This window comes from Herbidospora galbida (genome assembly GCF_005233835.1).
Classification (GTDB): domain Bacteria; phylum Actinomycetota; class Actinomycetes; order Streptosporangiales; family Streptosporangiaceae; genus Herbidospora; species Herbidospora galbida.
The window spans coordinates 356,907-375,053 of sequence record NZ_SZQA01000001.1 but is presented as its reverse complement, the minus strand read 5'-3'; the positions used below and the strand labels follow the sequence as shown (position 1 = coordinate 375,053).

At 70.6% G+C, this 18,147-nt stretch carries 22 protein-coding genes; 7 read left to right on the top strand and 15 right to left on the bottom strand.

Going from position 1 to position 18,147, the window contains the following annotated elements:
- Positions 1-5 precede the first annotated feature (5 nt).
- On the bottom strand, positions 6-620 hold the full coding sequence (locus FDA94_RS01805; protein WP_212735113.1) for a helix-turn-helix domain-containing protein: 615 nt from the start codon (positions 618-620) through the stop codon (positions 6-8).
- A gap of 102 nt (positions 621-722) precedes the next feature.
- Here FDA94_RS01805 and FDA94_RS01800 point away from each other — a divergent pair, with 102 nt between their 5' ends.
- The gene (locus FDA94_RS01800) at positions 723-1,523 is read left to right on the top strand and encodes a hypothetical protein (RefSeq protein ID WP_137245226.1); all 801 of its coding nucleotides are present in this window, start codon (positions 723-725) and stop codon (positions 1,521-1,523) included.
- Position 1,524: 1 nt separating this feature from the next.
- Here FDA94_RS01800 and FDA94_RS01795 read toward each other — a convergent pair whose 3' ends face one another.
- Positions 1,525-2,544, bottom strand: coding sequence for a hypothetical protein (locus FDA94_RS01795; protein WP_137245225.1), 1,020 nt, complete (start codon positions 2,542-2,544; stop codon positions 1,525-1,527).
- 5 nt (positions 2,545-2,549) lie between these two features.
- The gene (locus tag FDA94_RS39790) at positions 2,550-3,119 is read right to left on the bottom strand and encodes a hypothetical protein (RefSeq protein ID WP_212735112.1); all 570 of its coding nucleotides are present in this window, start codon (positions 3,117-3,119) and stop codon (positions 2,550-2,552) included.
- Between the two features lie 143 nt (positions 3,120-3,262).
- Between FDA94_RS39790 and FDA94_RS01785 the strand changes: the two genes are divergently transcribed.
- Both FDA94_RS01785 and FDA94_RS01780 read left to right on the top strand, forming a co-directional pair.
- Complete coding sequence (locus tag FDA94_RS01785; RefSeq protein ID WP_062339263.1) at positions 3,263-3,466, top strand: hypothetical protein; 204 nt, start codon at positions 3,263-3,265, stop codon at positions 3,464-3,466.
- Between the two features lie 96 nt (positions 3,467-3,562).
- Positions 3,563-4,543, top strand: coding sequence for a hypothetical protein (locus tag FDA94_RS01780; RefSeq protein ID WP_137245224.1), 981 nt, complete (start codon positions 3,563-3,565; stop codon positions 4,541-4,543).
- Here FDA94_RS01780 and FDA94_RS01775 read toward each other — a convergent pair.
- Entirely contained in the window at positions 4,515-4,997 is a 483-nt protein-coding gene (locus FDA94_RS01775) for a winged helix-turn-helix transcriptional regulator (RefSeq protein WP_137245223.1), read from the bottom strand. The two genes, FDA94_RS01780 and FDA94_RS01775, sit on opposite strands and share 29 nt — an antisense overlap.
- Positions 4,998-5,073: 76 nt before the next feature.
- Here FDA94_RS01775 and FDA94_RS01770 point away from each other — a divergent pair, with 76 nt between their 5' ends.
- Together FDA94_RS01770 and FDA94_RS01765 are read left to right on the top strand one after the other, a co-directional pair.
- Complete coding sequence (locus tag FDA94_RS01770; RefSeq protein ID WP_137245222.1) at positions 5,074-5,670, top strand: dihydrofolate reductase family protein; 597 nt, start codon at positions 5,074-5,076, stop codon at positions 5,668-5,670.
- Positions 5,664-6,470: an MBL fold metallo-hydrolase gene (locus tag FDA94_RS01765; RefSeq protein ID WP_137245221.1), complete on the top strand. Its 807-nt coding sequence runs from the start codon at positions 5,664-5,666 to the stop codon at positions 6,468-6,470. The genes FDA94_RS01770 and FDA94_RS01765 overlap by 7 nt, the downstream gene beginning before the upstream one ends.
- On the opposite strand, the gene FDA94_RS01760 is transcribed toward FDA94_RS01765, so the two are convergent.
- Entirely contained in the window at positions 6,455-6,955 is a 501-nt protein-coding gene (locus FDA94_RS01760) for a hypothetical protein (RefSeq protein WP_137245220.1), read from the bottom strand. The genes FDA94_RS01765 and FDA94_RS01760 overlap by 16 nt on opposite strands.
- 93 nt (positions 6,956-7,048) lie before the next feature.
- On the opposite strand from FDA94_RS01760, the gene FDA94_RS01755 reads away from it, so the two are divergent.
- On the top strand, positions 7,049-8,125 hold the full coding sequence (locus tag FDA94_RS01755; protein WP_137245219.1) for a serine hydrolase domain-containing protein: 1,077 nt from the start codon (positions 7,049-7,051) through the stop codon (positions 8,123-8,125).
- Positions 8,126-8,137: 12 nt separating this feature from the next.
- On the opposite strand, the gene FDA94_RS01750 is transcribed toward FDA94_RS01755, so the two are convergent.
- The 3 genes from FDA94_RS01750 to FDA94_RS01740 form a co-directional block, all read right to left on the bottom strand.
- Positions 8,138-9,130: a zinc-dependent alcohol dehydrogenase family protein gene (locus tag FDA94_RS01750; RefSeq protein WP_137245218.1), complete on the bottom strand. Its 993-nt coding sequence runs from the start codon at positions 9,128-9,130 to the stop codon at positions 8,138-8,140.
- A 74-nt stretch (positions 9,131-9,204) separates the two neighbouring features.
- On the bottom strand, positions 9,205-10,173 hold the full coding sequence (locus tag FDA94_RS01745) for an aldo/keto reductase (protein WP_137245217.1): 969 nt from the start codon (positions 10,171-10,173) through the stop codon (positions 9,205-9,207).
- Positions 10,170-10,574 (bottom strand): MerR family transcriptional regulator, encoded by a 405-nt coding sequence (locus tag FDA94_RS01740; protein ID WP_137245216.1) that lies wholly within the window; start codon positions 10,572-10,574, stop codon positions 10,170-10,172. Before FDA94_RS01740 ends, FDA94_RS01745 begins: the two co-directional genes overlap by 4 nt.
- Positions 10,575-10,639: 65 nt before the next feature.
- Between FDA94_RS01740 and FDA94_RS01735 the strand changes: the two genes are divergently transcribed.
- Positions 10,640-11,884: an NAD(P)/FAD-dependent oxidoreductase gene (locus tag FDA94_RS01735; RefSeq protein ID WP_137245215.1), complete on the top strand. Its 1,245-nt coding sequence runs from the start codon at positions 10,640-10,642 to the stop codon at positions 11,882-11,884.
- Positions 11,885-12,189: 305 nt separating this feature from the next.
- Here the strand turns inward: FDA94_RS01735 and FDA94_RS01730 are convergent, their stop codons facing one another.
- The 7 genes from FDA94_RS01730 to FDA94_RS01700 form a co-directional block, all read right to left on the bottom strand.
- On the bottom strand, positions 12,190-12,780 hold the full coding sequence (locus tag FDA94_RS01730; RefSeq protein WP_137245214.1) for an NAD-dependent epimerase/dehydratase family protein: 591 nt from the start codon (positions 12,778-12,780) through the stop codon (positions 12,190-12,192).
- A 27-nt stretch (positions 12,781-12,807) separates the two neighbouring features.
- Complete coding sequence (locus FDA94_RS01725; RefSeq protein WP_212735111.1) at positions 12,808-13,170, bottom strand: SDR family oxidoreductase; 363 nt, start codon at positions 13,168-13,170, stop codon at positions 12,808-12,810.
- Positions 13,148-14,260 carry an alpha/beta fold hydrolase gene (locus FDA94_RS01720; protein ID WP_137245213.1) on the bottom strand — a complete coding sequence of 371 codons (1,113 nt, stop codon included), beginning with the start codon at positions 14,258-14,260 and terminating at the stop codon, positions 13,148-13,150. Before FDA94_RS01720 ends, FDA94_RS01725 begins: the two co-directional genes overlap by 23 nt.
- Before the next feature lie 36 nt (positions 14,261-14,296).
- Positions 14,297-15,154, bottom strand: coding sequence for a TIGR03620 family F420-dependent LLM class oxidoreductase (locus tag FDA94_RS01715; RefSeq protein ID WP_137245212.1), 858 nt, complete (start codon positions 15,152-15,154; stop codon positions 14,297-14,299).
- Between the two features lie 10 nt (positions 15,155-15,164).
- Positions 15,165-15,914 carry a glucose 1-dehydrogenase gene (locus tag FDA94_RS01710; RefSeq protein WP_137245211.1) on the bottom strand — a complete coding sequence of 250 codons (750 nt, stop codon included), beginning with the start codon at positions 15,912-15,914 and terminating at the stop codon, positions 15,165-15,167.
- 79 nt (positions 15,915-15,993) lie between these two features.
- Positions 15,994-16,584 (bottom strand): TetR/AcrR family transcriptional regulator, encoded by a 591-nt coding sequence (locus tag FDA94_RS01705; protein ID WP_137245210.1) that lies wholly within the window; start codon positions 16,582-16,584, stop codon positions 15,994-15,996.
- A 47-nt stretch (positions 16,585-16,631) separates the two neighbouring features.
- Complete coding sequence (locus FDA94_RS01700; RefSeq protein WP_246059453.1) at positions 16,632-18,059, bottom strand: sensor histidine kinase; 1,428 nt, start codon at positions 18,057-18,059, stop codon at positions 16,632-16,634.
- Between the last annotated feature and the right edge of the window lie 88 nt (positions 18,060-18,147).

Sequence of the window (18,147 nt, the reverse complement as noted above, 5' to 3'; positions counted from 1 at the left end):
CCTCGTCAGAACAGCCGGGGGGTGACCACGGACACCACCGTGGTCACTTCGTCGGTGTCGTTGTAGAGCCGGTGCGGCACGCTCGACCGCAGGTGCACGCTGTCACCCGGCAGCAGCCGGTGTTCGACCCCGTCGACCTCGTAGAGCAGCTCGCCGTGCACGACGTAGGCGAACTCCTCGCCCCGGTGACCGTAGGACTCCTCGCGCCGGCCGCCGGGCGCGATGTGCACCAGCATCGGCTCCAGCACCAGGTCGGGGCCCCGGTCGGAGAGCATGCGGTAGGTGGTCTGGCCCGAGACGTACTGGGTCGCGCCGTCGTCGCGGCGGGTCAGCGTGAAGTGCGGCGGCGCGGCGGCCGGCTCGGACCGGGGCTCCGGCTCGTCGGCGCTGAAGAACTCCGGCACCGGCCGGTCGAGCGCCTTGGCGAGGCTGTTGAGCGCCGTCAGCCCGATGGAGGAGACACCCCGCTCGACCTGGGAGAGGAACCCGATCGACAGCCCGGACTGGGCCGACAGCCCGCGCAGGGTCAGCCCCCGCTCGGTGCGGAACTGCCGCACCCGGGCGCCGACCAGCACCTGCTGACTGTCGCCGTCGTCGGCACGCCGGTCACTCCTGGCCACCTGATCTCCCCATGACTCACGCCGGATTTGTTCGATGGTATCGAACATCGGTGGGCGATGTATGTGATCATGCCGTGACCTGGCCTTGTGAGACTTTCGCGCATGAAGCGAGTGATGGCGGGGACAGTGTTGCTGGTGAGCGCCCTGGTGGTGCCCGCGGCGCCGGCGGCGGCCAAGGTCGATCCGATCAAGGCGCTGAAGGCGCGGTTCGTCGCCGGGCAGGGCGTCAAGTTCAAGACGGTGCAGCAGGTGAAGGTGAAGGGCGGGAACGGGAGCGTCACCCAGGAGATCGGCGTGATCCAGTTCGGTCCGAAGGGGGCGCTCGCGTCCGATCTCACCAAGAAGATGCGCTACGACAAGGGCTTCTTCGACGACTCGAAGAAGGACGAGCGCGAGATGCGGAAGCTCCTTGAGGCCCCCGGCAGGGTGATCTCGCTGCCGAAGGCGGCGTACATGCAGGGACGCTGGGCCGGGGAGCTGCCCGAGGGCAAGTCGTGGGTCCGGAAGCGGCCGATCCCCCCGGTCCCCGACGGGATCATCATCAGCGTGTTCGAGCCGGACACGGTCAAGGCCCTGATCGCGAGGGCCGATTCGGTCCGCGGGGGCGTGGTGAAGGGGTCCACCACGAGCGCGAAGATGGCCGCGCTCTCCCCGGTGTTCCGCAAGCAGTACGGCCCCGGCGGCAAGAGCGAGAGCGGGCAGATCTCCAAGATCACCTATGCGTTCACCCTCAACAAGGAGGGCCTGGTCACCCGCCTGCACGCCACGATGCGGATGCCCGTCCCCGGCGGCAGCATCGTCGACCACGTCTCCGACACCCGTCTCTACAACTGGGGCGCCAGGGTCTCGGTCGCGGCGCCCCGAGCCGACCAGGTGATCGACGAGAAGGACCTCAAGCGCTAGGTCACTTCCGGCGGAAGGTGGCGATCTTCTCGGAGTCGCCCTTGAGGACGTTGACCGTCAGCCACAGCCGGGAGGTGCCGGGGATGCGCTCGATCTGCGCATGCAGGCCGGTGCCGACCTGCGGGGGCGTCTCCTGAGTCCAGGTCCGGCCGTCCCAGTGCAGGACGGTGATGTGCCCCGGCCGGCTGAGGTCGCGGCCCGCGAACCAGACGTCGTCGGGGCCGAAGGCGGTCACGCTGTTCACCTCACCCCGCACCTGCGGGATGGCGGGCCGCTGCCACGACCGGCCGTCCCAGTGCAGCAGCAGGGGTTTCTCGCCGTCGCCGCCGACCGCCCAGACGTCGTCGGGGGCGAGCTGCAGGATCCGGTTGAGGCGGCCCTTGGGCAGGGCGGGGGTGGTCTTGTACCTGCCCCGGTGCCCGTGCCAGACGACGGGCTGGTCGGGGTCGCGGTAGCCGGCGACCCAGGTGTGCCCGGCTTCGGTGTCCACCGAGGTGAGCCGGGTCCGCTTGTCGCCGAGCCTGGTCTCCCGGACGAAGGCGGTGCCGTTCCAGGTCAGGACGTCGGCGTCGGTGACCACGGCCACCCGGCGGCCGTCGACCGCGACGTCCCTCCCGTAGGTGGGGAGCTGGTGCCGCCGCCAGGTCCGGCCGTCCCACTGGTGGGCGAACGACGCGTGGAAGCCGCCGCTGAGCATCCAGGCGTTGCGCGGGCCGTCGGAGTCGACGCTCGCCAGGCCGCCCTTCATGCCCGTCATCTGCACCGACTGCCACCGTGACCCGTTCCAGACGCGCAGCGACGTCGCCACGTTGTCCTCCCAGCCGGTGTACCCGACCGCCCACGCCAGGTCGGGGCCGATGGCGCTCACGTCGTACAGCCCCCGCTCCCAGCGCTCGTCGTCGGGTAAACCGGGGACGCGGACCCACGTCTCGGCGACCACCGCGACGGGCGCGCTCGTCGCCGGGGAGGCGCAGCCCACGGTGATCAGGCAGGCGGCCAGCGCCGTCGTCCGGGTTCTCATGGCGATCACTCCAAGTAGGTGAACACGGCGTCGGAGAAGCCGTCGGACGCCGTCCAGACGAGCCTCACCCGGACATGGGTGGCGTTGCGGACGAACGTGACCTTCCGCCCGTCGTCGGCGACGGTGGCCCGCGCCCAGCCGTCGAACTTCCTGGTCAGGTGGTGCTCCCACGTGCCGAGGTCACCCACGGCCACCGCGGCGACGGACTCGGTGGGCGGCTCGCCGTCCGAGCAGTAGCGGCCGAAGTTCGCGATCGCCGTGACCGTGCCGTTCTCGGCCCCGAGCTTGATGCTCTGGCAGGCGTCGGTCTTCGTGCCGTAGATGAGGAGAGGATCCGACCACGTCCCGGTCTCCGGTGTGTAGTGCTGCTCGAAGAGCCCGCGGCCGTTCTTGTACTGCATCGCCACCCGGCGCCCGTCCGGGAGCGTCAGCTCCACCCCGACGTGTTCCTCGACGGCGCTTTCGCGTGGTTCTTCGGTGATCCGCGCAGCGGGGGCCGGCGGCTCCTGGCCGCAGGCCATCGCGGTCGCGAGCAACGTCAGACAGGTCAGTATCCGGGCGCTCGCTGCGCGCATCGCACCTCCTGTGGACGTTTGTCCGGGTCAGGCTAGCAATCTGGAGGTGAATCTTTCAGCCGTGCCGGAAGACCGGTCCAGGTCATCGCGAGCCCAAGATCAACACGCTGGCCGAGGGGCCGCCGGGATGCGACTCTCGCGCCATGCGCAAACTGATGGTCTCCGCACTGCTCGCATTCGGCTTCGTGCTGTCCGTGGGCGCCGCGCCCGCGCAGGCGGCCACACTCCGCAACGTCTACTACTACAACTGGGACTGCAACCGGGTGGGCAACCTCGGCATCACCGAGGGCTGGTGGACGTCCTACCAGTGCGTCCCGGAACACGGCTACTGGTTCCTGTACGCGTAGCAGTCGGGCCGCGTACTGACGGGTGCGTGGCCCCCCGCTCGGCATTCGGGATCAGCGGCGCATTCCTCCCCGATTCCTGTGGGAGGATGCGGACCCGTGAAGTCAAAGATCGCCGGGATCGGCGTCGCGGTGCTCGCCTCCGTCGTCCTGGTGCCGCTGCCCGCCGAGGCCGCCGCCGACCCGGTCGCGGCCGTGCAGCGGCTGATGGCGCAGAAGCGCACGGCGAAGGTCATCGAGTGGGGTTCGGTCATGCTGGGCGGCCGGGGTCGCAAGATCAACAGCATGATGCACCTGTTCGACTACCACTTCGAGCGCAAGGGCTGGCTCCAGTTCGGGTCGGGCGGGGTGGTCGGCTCCAACCTGACCCGGAAGGTCATGTTCAAGCGCGACGGCACCCTCGCCATCGCCAAGGAGGACGCGGCCAACGGCGACCTCCAGGCCAGGAGCCTCCTGGCCCAGACGTCCCCGCACCGGTCGGTCACGGCGAACGGCCGGCACTACTCGGCCGGGAAGCTCTACTCCCCGGCCCTGCCGAAGGGGCGGCCCTGGGCCTATCGGGGCAAGGCGGTGAGCGGCGGCGCGTTCGGCGACCAGATCGTCAACATCTTCGAGCCGAAGACCCTGCAGCGCCTTCTCTCGGACACCTACGAGAAGAAGTACATCTCCGGGCCGGTGTTCATCGACCCGTTGGGGCGCTCGCACAAGAACCTTTACTCGTGGCGGGGCAAGCTCACCTTCGACGACCTGTACGCCGTCTCGCCGACCTTCCGGGCGCTCGCCCAGACCAAGCCCGACGAGTCGTACGGCCCGGCGCTGGTGTGGTGGGACCTGCTGACCGACCGGGCCGGGATCCCGGTGCGGTTCAACGTCATGTGGGACACCGCCTACCAGGGCCACTACGCGACCAGGGAACGCGCCTCGGGCAACACGGTCACCGACTTCGTCGGCTGGCGGACCGGTCTTCCGGTCAAGCCGCCGCACTCCACGAAGGCGGCGCCGCTGCCGAACCCGGCGGCGGGGCTGCCGGAGTTCGACGACGTCATGGAGGTCATCCGGGGGAGACGCCCCCGGAGTTGACGACGCGTTCGAACGGGCCCGGGCCGTCGTGGAGCTTCGGCGGGGCGTCGAGATGGCGTACGCGAAGCTCGTCCATCAACTCCTCGACGAACGCCGGGCCCTCGTCGCGCATGAACCGCTGGCGGTTCCGGAGCTCGTCGCTGCCGGGCAGCCAGTCGAGGCCCCAGTTGCCGAGGGCGTAGATGATCGGCAGCGTCTGGATGCCGGCTTCGGTCAGGCTGTAGCGGGCGCGCTGCCCGCGTGCGGCGGTGCCGCGGGTGAGGATCCCCGCTTCGACGAGCCGTACCAGGCGGTCGGCGAGGATGTTCGAGGCGATGCCCTCGGCCGAGCCGGTGAGCAGCGCCCGGAAGTGGCGGCGGTCGCCGAACATGACGTCGCGCAGCACGAGCAGCGACCACCGGTCGCCGAGCACCTCGACGGCGGCGTTGATCGGACACCCGGACCGTGGTTCCACGATTCCCTCCTTGACAGGCGTTTCGCCCTGCCGATAGTAGTTGCAGAATACAATCACTCTTGGGGAGGTGGGGCCGATGGGCCGTTTCGTCTATGCGATGCAGGTCTCCCTCGACCTGCGGATCGAACAGGTGCCCGGAGACAACGGCGCAGGCGAGTGGCTGCGCATCCACGAGGAACTGCACCGCGAGGCCAACGCGCGGACGCGGGCGCTCGCGCTCCTGGTCCACGGCCGCGTCCACTACGAGGTCATGGAGGAGTTCTGGCCACGGGCGCACGAAGACGCGTCCCTGCCCGACTTCATGCATGAATTCGGCGAGATCTGGACGTCCAAGCCCAAAGTGCTCGTCTCCCGCACCCGCCGCGACGCCGACCACAACACCCGGATCATCGGCGGAGACGACGCGATCGAGCGGCTCGCCGCCCTGCGGGCCGAGACCGGCGGCGACATCGGCGTCGGCGGAGCCGCGCTGGCGACCCAGCTGCTGCGGGCCGGGCTCCTCGACGAGCTGCTGCTCTTCACCCATCCCACCATCCTCGGCTTCGGCAGGCCGCTGTTCGACGACTACGACCGCCCGATCGACCTCGACCTGATCGAACGGCGATCGTTCGAGCAGGGCGTCACCATGCATCACTACGCCGTCCTGGGCGTGAAGGGGGAGAGCCCGTGCTGACACAGGTCGCCGAGGGCGTGCTGGTCCACGTAAGCGCGTTCCTGCAGAGCAACGGCGTCGTGGTGCAAGGCCGGGAGGGTGTGCTGCTCGTCGACCCGGGGCTGACCGCCGCCGAGCTCGACTGTCTTGTGGGCGACCTGGCGGAGCTGGGGCAGACCGTGGTCGCGGGCTTCTCGACGCACCCGCACTGGGACCACGTGCTCTGGCACCCCCGGCTCGGTGGGGCGCCCCGCTACGGCACGGCGCGCTGCGCGGCCGCCATCCGCGACGAGCTGTCGGACGCGAACGCGAAAGACCGCATCGCCGACCACCTGCTGGAGACGGAGATCGCCGGGCAGGTGCCGCTCGACCTCCTCGGCCTGATCACCGGCCTGCCCGCCGGAACCGGCCGGATCCCCTGGGACGGCCCCCGGGTCCGGATCATCGAACACGAGGGACACGCCCCCGGTCACGCGGCGCTGCTGATCGAGGAACGCGGCGTCCTGGTCGCCGGGGACATGCTGTCCGACGTCCTGATCCCGATGTTCGAGGCGGAGGACGCCGTCGACCCGATCGACGACTACCTCACCGCGCTGCGGCTGATCGAGGACGTCGCGGGCGACGCCGAGGTCGTCATCCCGGGCCACGGGTCCGTCGGCCGATCCGGCCAGGTGCGGGCCCGGATCGACCTGGATCGGGCCTACGTGCTCGCGCTGCGCGACGGCGGCGTCCCCGCCGACCCCCGGATCGGCCCGTCGGCCCAGCCCGGCTGGGAGTGGGTGGGCGACGTGCACGAAGGGCAGAGTCAGCGGTTCACCTGATGAGGCTGCCCGTGCTGTGCCGGGGCGCCGGACAGGGTGATCTCGTCTTCGGTCTGGTCGACGGTGGCGACGACCAGCAGGGCGGCCGCGATCGCGGCCAGCGCCGCGCCGGCGGCCGTCCACCGGCGGCGCCGCGGCCGGACGTCCACCGGTTCCGGCTGCGGTTCCGGCTCAGGTTCCGGTTCCGGTGGCAGGCCCAGGTCCAGCCGGGTGCGGGCGGTGTGCCACGCCGCGGCCGCCTGTTCGTCGAGGCCGCAGCCGAGGACGAACGCCGTGACCGCCTCCTGCCGGGGCAGCGTCCGGCGCTTGAGCATCCCGGCCGCCGTCGAATAGGGCAGGTGGTGGCCGGCTCGCTGCGCGTGGAGCTGGATGTCGCGGTAGCTGCGTCCAGACCAGGTCTTGAGCCGTTGGAGCATCGCCACGAACTCGGCGTCGGTGTGCGCGGCGGCCGGGTCGGGACGTGCCGCCAAAGCGTCTGAGCTCATAACCAGGCAGTACAACGGAGTCGCACAGATCCGCACAAGCCGGAACAGCACATTCCTTGCTCACCGGCCGGCGGCTCGGCCAGCGTCGATCGCATGATCTCCACCTGGTTCCACGCCGCACTGGCCGGCGTCCTGCTGTCGACTGCTCCGGTCCACCCGCGGATCGAGTCGTTCCTCGATCGGACGATGCCGCGAGGCCCCGGCGGCACCGTGGCGGTGGCCCGCGACGGCGAGCTCGTCCACTGCGCCGGGTTCGGGCCGGCCGATCGTGAGGCCGGGATCCCGGCCGGGTGCGACACGGCCTACGACATCATGTCGATCACCAAGCAGTTCACCGCCGCCGCGATCATGAAGCTGCAGATGACGGGCAGGCTGCGCACCAGCGACCGGATCTCCGTCCACCTCGGTCCGGTGCCCGCCGACAAGCGGCTGATCACGGTACGCCATCTGCTGACCCACACCTCAGGGCTGTCCGACCTCGGCGACGACTACGACCCCGTCTCCCGTGACGCCATGACGCGCCGCGCCCTGGCCTCGCCGCTGCGGTCGAAGCCGGGAGCCGAGTTCCACTACTCCAACGTCGGCTACAGCCTGCTGGCCGCCGTGATCGAGCGCGTGTCCGGCATGTCGTACGAACGCTTCCTGGCCGAGCACCTGTTCGCGCCCGCCGGCATGACCCATACGGGATACGTGCTGCCCCGCTGGGCGAGGGGTCAGATCGCGGTCGAGTATGACGAGACGGGGAAGAGGCGAGGGCGGCCCACCGAGCATCCGTGGGCGGCCGACGGCCCCTACTGGTACCTGCGGGGCAACGGCGGCATGCTCTCCACCGCCCGCGACCTCTACCGCTGGCACCGGGCGCTGGAGGGAGACACGGTGCTGTCCCGCCGGGCCAAGGCCGAGATGTTCGGGGCGCAGGTGGTCGTCGACCGGAAGGCGAAGCTGTACTACGGCTACGGCTGGGGCGTGTTTCCGCGCACCGATCACGGCCGGGTCGTCGAGCACGACGGCGGCAACGACTGGTCGTACGGCGACCTCGCCCGGTTCCTCGACAAGGGCGTGATGGTGTTCTGGATCAGCAACCACGCCTATCGGGCGGGGAAGTGGAACCTCGAGGAACTCAACGGCACGCTCACCTTGGGACTCCTGCGCGCGTCCATGGCGTCGTAGCCGCTCCGGACCTCACCTGGCGACGGTTTCGCCCGCCACATCGATCGCGACCTTGCCGCGCAGTGCATACGACCGCCTGTTCTCCAGGAGTTCATGAGCCTCGCCCATGCGAGCGAGCGGCAGAGTCGCGCCGATGACCGGCTTCACGAGACCGCGCTCGACCAGCCTGGTGAGCGCGTCCAGCTTTCCCCGGTTCTGTCGGGTGAAGACGAAGTGATAGGCGGCGTTCCTGCCCCACGCCTCGATGAGGTTCTGCGGCTGCGCGATGTCGACGATGCTGACGACGCGTCCGAAGTCGGCGAGCGTCAGCGGGCTTCGTGTGAGCGTGTCGCCGCCGATCGTGTCGAAGACGACATCGACCCCCTCGCCTCGTGTCATCTCGGCCACGGCCTCGACGTAGTCCGTCGAAGTGAAGTCGATGGCCGCATCCGCTCCGAGAGAGCGCACGAACTCATGGTCGCCTGCCTTCGCGGTGGTGATCACTCGTGCGCCGATCGCCTTCGCGATCTGGATCGCGATCGTGCCGACACCGCCCGCGCCTCCATGGATGAGGATCGTCTCCGCCACGGTGAGCCGAGCTCGCGTCACCAGGGCCTCCCAGACCGTTCCGCCGACGAGGGTCAGGCTCGCCGCCTCCAGGTGGCTGAGGTTCTCCGGCTTCCGGCTGACGAGGTCGACGTCGGCGACGTGCTGCTCGGCGTAGGAGCCGGGGCCGCCGAAGATCCGGGGCGTGTAGTACACCGCATCCCCGGCGCGGAACTCGGTCACGTGGGATCCGACTTCCTCGATCACGCCGGAGACGTCGTACCCGATGATCGCCGGGAGCGGCACCTGATCCGCGTAGTCTCCGCGACGGATCTGATAGTCGAGCGGGTTGACGGCGGTCGCATGGACGCGCACCCGCACCTGACGGGGTTCGAGTCGCGGTACGGAGACGTCGCGCAACTCGAACGCATCGACCCCTCCGAAACGGGCGAGCACAACGGCCTTCACCGGATCAGTCATACCGGTGCCATCGCGGTTCTGGGTGCCCGACGCGCCGGGACGGGACTCGCCGCCTCGGCGAACGTTCCGGAGCCTTACAGGTGGTTTCTGGCCAGGCCGGCGGGGGTGTCGCGGGCGCCCGTGACCGATCCGGCCGGGACGGCCTCGTCCAGGGCCTTCAGTTCGGCGGCGGTGAGGGTGATCTCCATCGCCGCCGCGTTCTCCTCCAGGTAGCGCCGCCGCTTGGTGCCCGGGATGGCGACCGCGCCCTGCGCCGCGACCCAGGCCAGCGAGATCTGCGCCGGGGTCGCGCCCCGGTCGGCGGCCACGGCGGAGACGCGGTCGACCAGATGCCGGTTGGCGGCGATGTTCTCCGGGGTGAACCAGGGGAGGGTGCGGCGGGCGTCGTCGGGGTCGAGATCGTCGACCTTCTGGATCGCGCCGCTCAGCAGGCCGCGCCCGATGGGGGAGAAGGCCACCAGGCCGATGCCCAGTTCGTCCAGGACGTCCTTCACGCCGTTGTGGAGCAGATCGGGGACGAACAGCGACAGCTCCGACTGCACCGCCGCGATGGGGTGGGTCGCGTGGGCCTGGCGGATGGTGGCCGGGGCGGCCTCCGACAGGCCCAGGTGGCGGACCTTCCCGGCCGTGACGAGGTCGGCCATCGCGCCGACGGTCTCCTCGATCGGTACGTCCGGGTCGACCCGGTGCAGGTAGTAGAGGTCGATCACGTCGATCTCCAGGTGCCGCAGGGAACGTTCCACGGCGCGGCGCACGTGGGCGGGGCTGCCGTCCATCACCGCGCCGTTCTCGAAGTCGAGGGCGAACTTGGTGGCGATGGTGATCTCGTCGCGGCGCGCCCCCAGCGCCTTGGCGATCAGCTTCTCGTTCTCGTACGGGCCGTAGGCCTCGGCCGTGTCGATGTGGGTGACCCCGAGGTCGACGGCCCGGTTGAGGGTGGCGATGGCCTCGGCTTCGTCGCGGGTGCCGTAGAAGGCGCTCATGCCCATGGCCCCGAGGCCCTGGGGGGAGACGCGGAGTGCGCCGAGACTGACGTCGTTCATGTGATGGATGCCTCGTATCTGGTGATCTTCGCTTCGATGGCGCGCAGGTGGCGCTGGGTGCGCCGTACCTCGGCGAGCACGTGTTCCCGGTGCCGGGTCAGCAGCTCCAGGCGCTCCTTCTCGGTGCCCTCACGGCGACACAGGTCGGCCATGACCCGGATGTCGGCGATGGACATGCCGGTCTCGCGGAGCATGACCAGGCCGCCGAGCCAGGCCAGGTCACCCTCGCGGTAGCGCCTGCGGCCCCCGCCGTCGCGCGGCGCGGGGTCCAGGAGCAGCCCCTCGCGCTCGTAGTACCGCAGGGCCTCGACGCCGATCCCGGTCACCCGGGACACCTCGCTGATCGACAGGCCCTCGGGCGGCACTTCCACGGTGACCTCGGGAAGCAGAACCTCGCTCATGCGTCCACAGTGCCACCTGTAGTGCACTACAGGTCAAACGGGCATTTCTCGGGTAGGACCAGCTCATGGCATACGGAGATCGGCAACCGGTGATCGTGGTCGGCGCGGGCCTGGCCGGGCTGGCCTGCGCGGTGCGGCTGCACCGATCGGGCGTGCCCGTCACCGTGCTGGAGGCCTCCGAGGGGGTGGGCGGCCGGATGCGCACCGACGTGGTCGACGGCTTCCGGCTCGATCGCGGCTTCCAGGTGCTGAACACCGGCTATCCCGAGGTGCCCCGCGTCCTGGACGTCGAGGCGCTGCGGCTGCGCGCCTTCAACTCCGGCATGCTGGTCTTCCGCACGGGCGCCGGCAGGGAACGGGTCATGCTGCCGTGGAAGCATCCCCGGCACGCCCTCACCGGCCTGACCGCCGACCTCGGCACGCTGGTCGACAAGGCGGTCCTGGCCACAGTGAGCGCCCGTGACCTGGCCTTTCCCGCCGGGGTGCTGCGGGCGGGCACCGAGCGCACCGTCCTCGACGAGCTCCGCCACTGGGGCATGTCACCGGTGATGGTCAACCGGTTGATGCGGCCGTTCCTGGCCGGCGTGCTGCTGGAACGGGAGCTGGAGACCTCCAGCAGGGTCTTCCACCTGATCTGGCGCTCGTTCGTGCGCGGCACCATCGGCGTGCCGGCGCTGGGCATGGGCGAGGTCCCGGCGCAGCTGGCCAGCCGTCTTCCCGCCGAGGCCGTGCGCCTGCGGTGCCCGGTGCGGGCGGTCAGCGGCACAGGAGTGGTCTTGGACGACGGGAGCGAGCTGCCCGCCGCCGCCGTGGTGGTGGCCACCGACCCGAGCACCGCCGGGGCGTTGCTGCCCGACCTGCCCACACCCGCCATGCGGGCCGTCACGACCTTCTACCACGCCGCGCCCCGGTCCCCGCTCGGCGAGGCCACCCAGGTGATCGACGCCGACGGCGTCATCGCCGACACCTTGGTCATGACCGACGCGGCCCCCGAATACAGCGCCTCGGATGAGGCGCTCATCTCCACGTCGGTGCTGGGCGTGGCCGGCGACGACGACGAACCGCGCGTGCGGGCCCGCCTGGAGGAGATCTACGGTTCGGACGTCCAGAGCTGGCGTCACCTCGCCACCTACGCGATCGCCGAGGCCCTGCCGGCGATGCCGCCGCCCATGCCCCTGCGCCGGCGGGTCCGTCTGGGGGAGGGGCTCTATGTCTGCGGCGACCACCGGGACACGGGGTCCATTCAGGGGGCGCTGGGGTCGGGGCGGCGCGGGGCCGACGCGGTCCTGAACGATCAGAGATCCCTGTGATAGACCACGAAGTCGCATGGTGTCACCAGGAGGGGCGCCAGATCCCGCGAACCGGACGAGTTCCCGTCCGATCCCGATGCCCCGGTGGGCGGGGTCGGAGGCGACCAGGAACAGGGCATTCGACACGAGGTGGCCCGGGCCCCAGCCGATGTGGTGGGAGAGCGACCCAGCGTGAGAAGCGACGGCGAGAGATTCCACTGCCGTTCGTAGAGCACCGGCAGCTGCGCCTGCCGCGAGGTCCGGTCAGGGCGGGGCCGGGCGGTTACCTGAGGTGACACGACAGGTCCCTGAAGTGTGCCCCGCTCCTACGCGGGCCGGTCGGTGATGACGACGACGCCCGACGGCGCGTCGAGCAGCTCCACGGTGCGGTCGGCGGCGTGGTCGATCTGGACGCGGGGCTCCGCCGGGATCTGCTGCTCGTTGTAGGTGCCGGGCCCGTAGAACTGCCCGTAGCTCAGCACGACGCCGCCCTCGGCGAGAACGGAACGCTCCAGCTCGACGACGGCCTCGGCGTCGGGCCCGTCGGGCAGCTTCCAGGCGACGGTCTGGGCGAGGATCTTCGGCGATCCGCTCCGCCGGGCCGCCTCGATCAGGTTCTGGTTGCCCTCGGTCCGGATGCGGGCGTTCAGCTCCCCGTGCTCACCGATCTTCTCCACCTCGTCGGGCAGGTCGGTCAGTTCGTTCAGGATGACGTCCGGGCCGAAGTCGCCGACCGTCTTGATCAGGGCCTCCCGGTCGAAGACGTCGCACAGGATCGGCTCGGCCCCCAGCCGGGCCAGCAGCTCGGTCTTGCCGGGCGAGCGGGTCATGCCGCCGACCACGTGCCCCCTCTCGACCAGACGGGGAATCAGCCGCTGCCCGATCACGCCGGACGCGCCGGCCAGAAAAATCCTCATGATCCTCACCTTGTCTCGTTGTCTTGGTCAGGCGTAGCCGTCGGCGCGCAGCACCCGGGAGGCCGCCCGGATGACGGCGATCACGCCGAGGTAGCTGGTGGCGTGCATCCGGTCGAGCGCGGCGGTGTCGGCGTCCGGGTCGTCCACGGTGCGGTCCTGCTCCGGGGAGATCGCCGCGTTGTTGACGAGGATGTCCAGGCCGCCGAAGTGCGCGACCACGTCGTCGATCAGCCCCGGCGCGCGGGACGTGTCCGCCTGGTCGGACCTGAAGGCGACGGCCTTCGCCCCCGCTGTTCGCGATGCACCGCGCCGCCCCCGATCCGGGATGCGTGATCGGCTACGGCATCCAACCCGCCATGCAGAACATCTATGAGGGCATCGAGGAGTCACTGCGGCGCGAACTGGCGGGCGTCACGCCGGAGGACGTGCTGCGCGACGTCCTCGCCGCGCCCCGGTAGGGGGCGAGGAAGGGTGTCAGGGCCGCGATCACCTGGTCGGGGTTCTCGTCCATGAGGAAGTGACCGGCCCCGGGGATGATCACGCTGGCGACGTTCGTGGCGACGGCTCGCATCTCCGTCTCCACGCCGGTCCCGACGGCGCGCTCGCCCGCGACGGCGAGGACGGGCATCGTGAGCCGGGTCTTCTTCCGCTCGGCGTTCTGGGCGATGATCTCGTCGATCGCGCGGTAGAACTCGAAACTGGCGCGCAGCGCCTGCGGGCTCGACTTGAGCGCGTCGACGTAGACCTGGACGGCCACGGGTGGCATCGAGGTCGGCGTTGTGCCCTTGGAGGCGAACTGGTACCTGAAGTAGAGGTCCTCCCGGCCCCGCACCAGTTGCTCGTTGACGCCGTCGACCCGGTTGAACGGGAAGTGCCACAGCAGGTTGTTCAACTGCCCCGGGATCAGCAGCGCGCCGGGCTCGGTGAGACCGGGAGTGATCGTCTCCATGGCCACGAACCGGTCCACGGCCGCCGGGTGGTCCGAGGCGAGCGCGTATCCCGTCCATGACCCCACGTCGTGGGTGACGAGGGCGAATCGTCGGTGGCCGAGGGCTCTCATGAGCTTCACCGCGTCGTCGGCGAGCGTGCCGGAGTCGTAGCCCGAGACGGGTTTGTCCGACAGGCCCACCCCACGGGGGTCGATCGCGACGACGCTGAAGTCCGGGGCGAGCGCGGGCAGCACGTGCCGCCAGGCGTACCAGGTCTGGGGCCAGCCGCCGATGAAGAGGACGGGCGGGCCCTCACCGCCGGTCACCGCGTGCAGGCGTACTCCGTCGACGTCGACGTATCGGCTGGTGAAGGTCTTCCAGAAGCCCTTCGGCAGGCCGGGTAGGCGGGTGGCGGGGGTCGGCTTCCCGGCCGCCGGCCGGGCGAGGGCCGGCGACGTGCCTCCGGCGAGGAAGGGCGCGGCCGCGGCGCCGATGGCCGCCGTCCTGAGCAGCCATCGCCTGCCGATTTCCGGGTCTTCGCTGTGGTTCATAGCAGGAACTCTCATGTCGGGGTGGTGGGGCATGGATCAGGAGGCGAGCGGGGCCAGTTCCCGCCACTGGGGCAGGGGCGTCGCCGAGTCGGCCCCCACGACGTGCAGGCAGACGTGGTCGGCGCCGGCCTCGTGGTGTGCGCGGACGCGCGCGCCGATGGCGTCGACGTCGCCCCAGGCCACGACGCCGTCGATGAGGCGGTCGCTGCCGCCGTGGGCGAGGTCGCTTTCGGTGAACCCCTGCCGCCGCAGGCTCCGCGCGTAGTGGTCCATGCCGAGGAACACGGCCAGGAAGTCGCGCGCCGCGGCGCGGGCCCTCCCCGGATCCCGTTCGAGGACGACGGCCTGGTACGGCGCGATCACAGGCCCGTCGCCCAGCCGCTCGCGCGCCTCGGCGGAGTACTCCGGGGTGACCATGAAGGGATGGACGCCTGCGGTGCGTCGTCCGGCCAGTTCGGTCATTCTTGGGCCGAGCGCCGCCATGACGCGCTCGCCAGGGGGCACGGGCGTGGGTTCCTGTTCGAGTCTGTCCAGGTAGGCGGCCATGTCGGCCAAGGGCCGATACGGCCGTCCCGCATCGTGGGCGGCGGCCGGGTCGCTGACGCCGAGGCCGAGCAGATGCCGGCGGCCGTAGGCGGCCTGGAGGCGCGTGTGCCCCGCCGCCAGGTCGGCGGCCCGGTGACGCCAGATGCTCGCGACCCCGATCGCCACCGTCGCGTCGCGGGTGGCCCGCAACAGGCGTTCGGCGTCGCCGATGACGTCGCCGCCGCCCAGGCCCGGGATCCACAACGCGCCCCAGCCCAGTTCGTCGAGTTCGGCGGCGGCGTCGGTGATCTCGTGCGGGTCGGCCGTCCGCAGTTCGATGCTCCAGATTCCCGTTCGGCTCAGTCGCATGGTCATGTGCCTAGATCTGGTTCCGGCCGCCGTCGACGAAGAGCTCGATGCCCGTGATGAAGGAGCTCTGGTCGGAGGCGAGGAACAGCACGGCGCCGGCCACCTCCTCCGGACGTCCGACGCGGCCCATCGGGATGGTGCCGGCCATGTACGACTTGAGCTGGGCGGCCCCCTCCGGGTCGGCGGCGAGGCCGTCGATGCCGGGGGTGTCGATCGTGCCGGGGCTGATGGCGTTGACCCGGATCGAGCGCCCCTTGAGCTCGGCCGCCCACGTGCGGGCGAAGGACCGGACGGCGGCCTTGGAGGCCGCGTACACCCCGAACGCCTCGTTGCCGAGGGTGGCCGCGTTGGACGCCTGCAGGATGATCGAGGCGCCGTCGTTGAGCAGCGGCAGCGCCTTCTGGACGGTGAAGAGCATGCCCTTGGTGTTGGTGCCGAAGGTCTGGTCGAAGTGCTCCTCGGTGACCTGTTCCAGGGTGGAGAACTCGCCGCCGCCCGCATTGGCGAAGAGCACGTCGACGCGCCGGTTCTGCCCGGCGACGGCGGCGTAGAGCCGGTCGAGGTCGGCCAGGTCGGCGACGTCGCCCCGCACGCCGGTCGCGTTGGGGCCGATCTTGGCCACGGCGGCGTCGAGCGCGTCCTGGCGGCGGCCGGTCACGAAGACGTGCGCGCCCTCCGCCGCGAACCGCTCCGCGGTGGCCAGGCCGATTCCGCTGGTGCCCCCGGTCACGATGGCCGTCTTGCCGTCGAGCTGTCCCATGATCCCGCTCCTCGTTGTTTTTTAGTGAGTACTAAAAAACTAGACCCGACAAAGGACGGGTGTCAAACAGGAGTCGGGGCTACTGCGGCCAGACGGTCATGGCCAGGTCCACGACCTGGTGCAGTTGCTCCCGGGTCGCGCCACCGGCCGCCTGGACGGCTATGCCCTGGTAGATGGTGGTGAAGTAGCGCGCCAGAGCCTCGGGATCGCTGCCCGCCGGAAGTTCGCCGCTCTGGCCGGCCTGCCGCAGCCGTTCCCGCAGGGCCGCCTCTCCGGCCGCCCTGCGCATCGTCAGTTCGTCGCGGGCGGCCTCCGCGCCGGGCGAGCAGGCCAGGCCGCCCTGCACCGTGATGCACCCGCGCGGATGGTCGGGATGGGTCGTCGCGTCGGCGGCGCCGTGCAGGAGGGTCGACACGGCCGCGCGTGCCGTCGGCTCCAGGAACGCCTCGCGGATGTAGCCCGCGGGGCCCTCCGCGTAGCGGTCGAGCACCTTACGGAACAGCTGCTCCTTGTTGCCGAAGGCGTTGTAGAGGCTGGGCGCGTTGCTGATGCCCATCGCCTTGAGGAGGTCGGAGATCCCGGTGCCCTCGTAGCCCTGACGCCAGAACACCTCCATGGCCCCGTCGAGGGCCGCGTCGCTGTCGAAGGTCCGCGGTCGTCCGCCGGCCATGGCCCCCTCCGGGTTTTGTAGTCACTGCTAACATACGCCCCCGCGCCCTAGCGTGCCGGATTCGTCTCGTGCGGGGCGACCTGCCGCCGGCCGTTCATGACGATCGCCGTCAGCCGCTCCAGCCGCCGGCGGGGGATCGGCCGTTCGGCGGGGCTCTCCTGGGGCGCCTCGGTCGTGCGGGCACGGGGCGGGCACTGGGGGATGCGCAGCACGAAGCGCGCGCCCCGGTCGCTGTCCTCGATGGTCAGCGTGCCCGCGTGCGCCTGGGCGATCTCCCTGGCGATGGCCAGGCCGAGCCCGGTCCCGCCCGAGTCCCGGTCGCGGGCCGCGTCCAGCCGGGTGAAGCGTTCGAAGACCCGTTCGCGGTCCGCGACGGCGACGCCGTCGCCGTCGTCCAGGACCTCCATGACGGCGGTCCCGTTCTCGGCCCGTACGGTGACGGAGATCTGGGACGCGGTGTGCCGTTCGGCGTTGTCGAGCAGGTTGACGAGGACCCGGGAGATGCGCAGCCGGTCGCAGTCGACGCACACGCCCTCCTCGATGCGCCGGACGATCTTCGCCCCGTGGGCGCGCTGGTCGAGCTCGGCGGCGGCGAGTGCGCCCAGGTCGGTCGGCTCGCCGCTGAGGGGGGCGCCCGCGTCCAGCTTGGCCAGGGTCAGCAGGTCGGTGACGATCGCCTGGAGCCGGTCGACACCCGCGAGCACCGCCGTGGCGACCTTCGGCCAGTCGGCGTCCTGGGGGTAGGTGAGGGCCTCGTCCAGCTGCAGCCGCATCGCGGTGATCGGGCTGCGCAGGTCGTGGGAGGCGTCGGAGGTGAACCGCCGCAGGCGTTCGTAGGCGGCCTCCAGCCGGTCGAGGGTGCCGTTCACCGTCTCGGCCAGGACCCTGACCTCTTCGTAGGTGTTGTACGGGACGGGCACCGGGACCCGGCGTTCGAGCTGGGCGGCGCTGATGTCGGCCAGTTGCCGCTGTATCGCGGTGACCGGCGCCACCGCCTTGGAGATGTCGCGGAACACCCAGCAGCTCACCGCCGTGGTCACCAGCAGGGACGTGCCGACCGCCAGGAACACCGCGGTGGTGGTGCCGTACCAGGGGACCGTCGGCGTCGCCACGTGCATCGACCAGATGCCGTCGGGCTGGTAGACGTTGATCGAGGTCACGGTCTTGCACCCCGACAGCCCCGCCGGCGGGCACAGGACCTGGGTGGTGCTCAGTTTCTCGTTTGTGGGATGGAAGGAGACCATCGGCGGCGCGCCGGTCAGCTGGCTGGTCGCCGCGACCACCGTGCCGTTGGCGTCCAGCACCTGGATCGCCTCGTCGTCGTCGTGCGGCAGCAGCGAGGGCAGCGTCCCCTGCCGGATCTGGGGTTCGACCTTGCTCCAGGCCATGAGCCCCTGGTGCAGCGCGTTGTCATCCTCCTTGCCGCCCACGTACATGAGGAAGAGCAGACTCAGCCCCAGGCACATCAGCGCCATGAGAACGCCTGTGGCGAGTGTCCTCCGCGTCCGGAACGACGAACGCCTCAACTTGCCCATTGATCTTCCCCCGCCTGATTCACCTGCC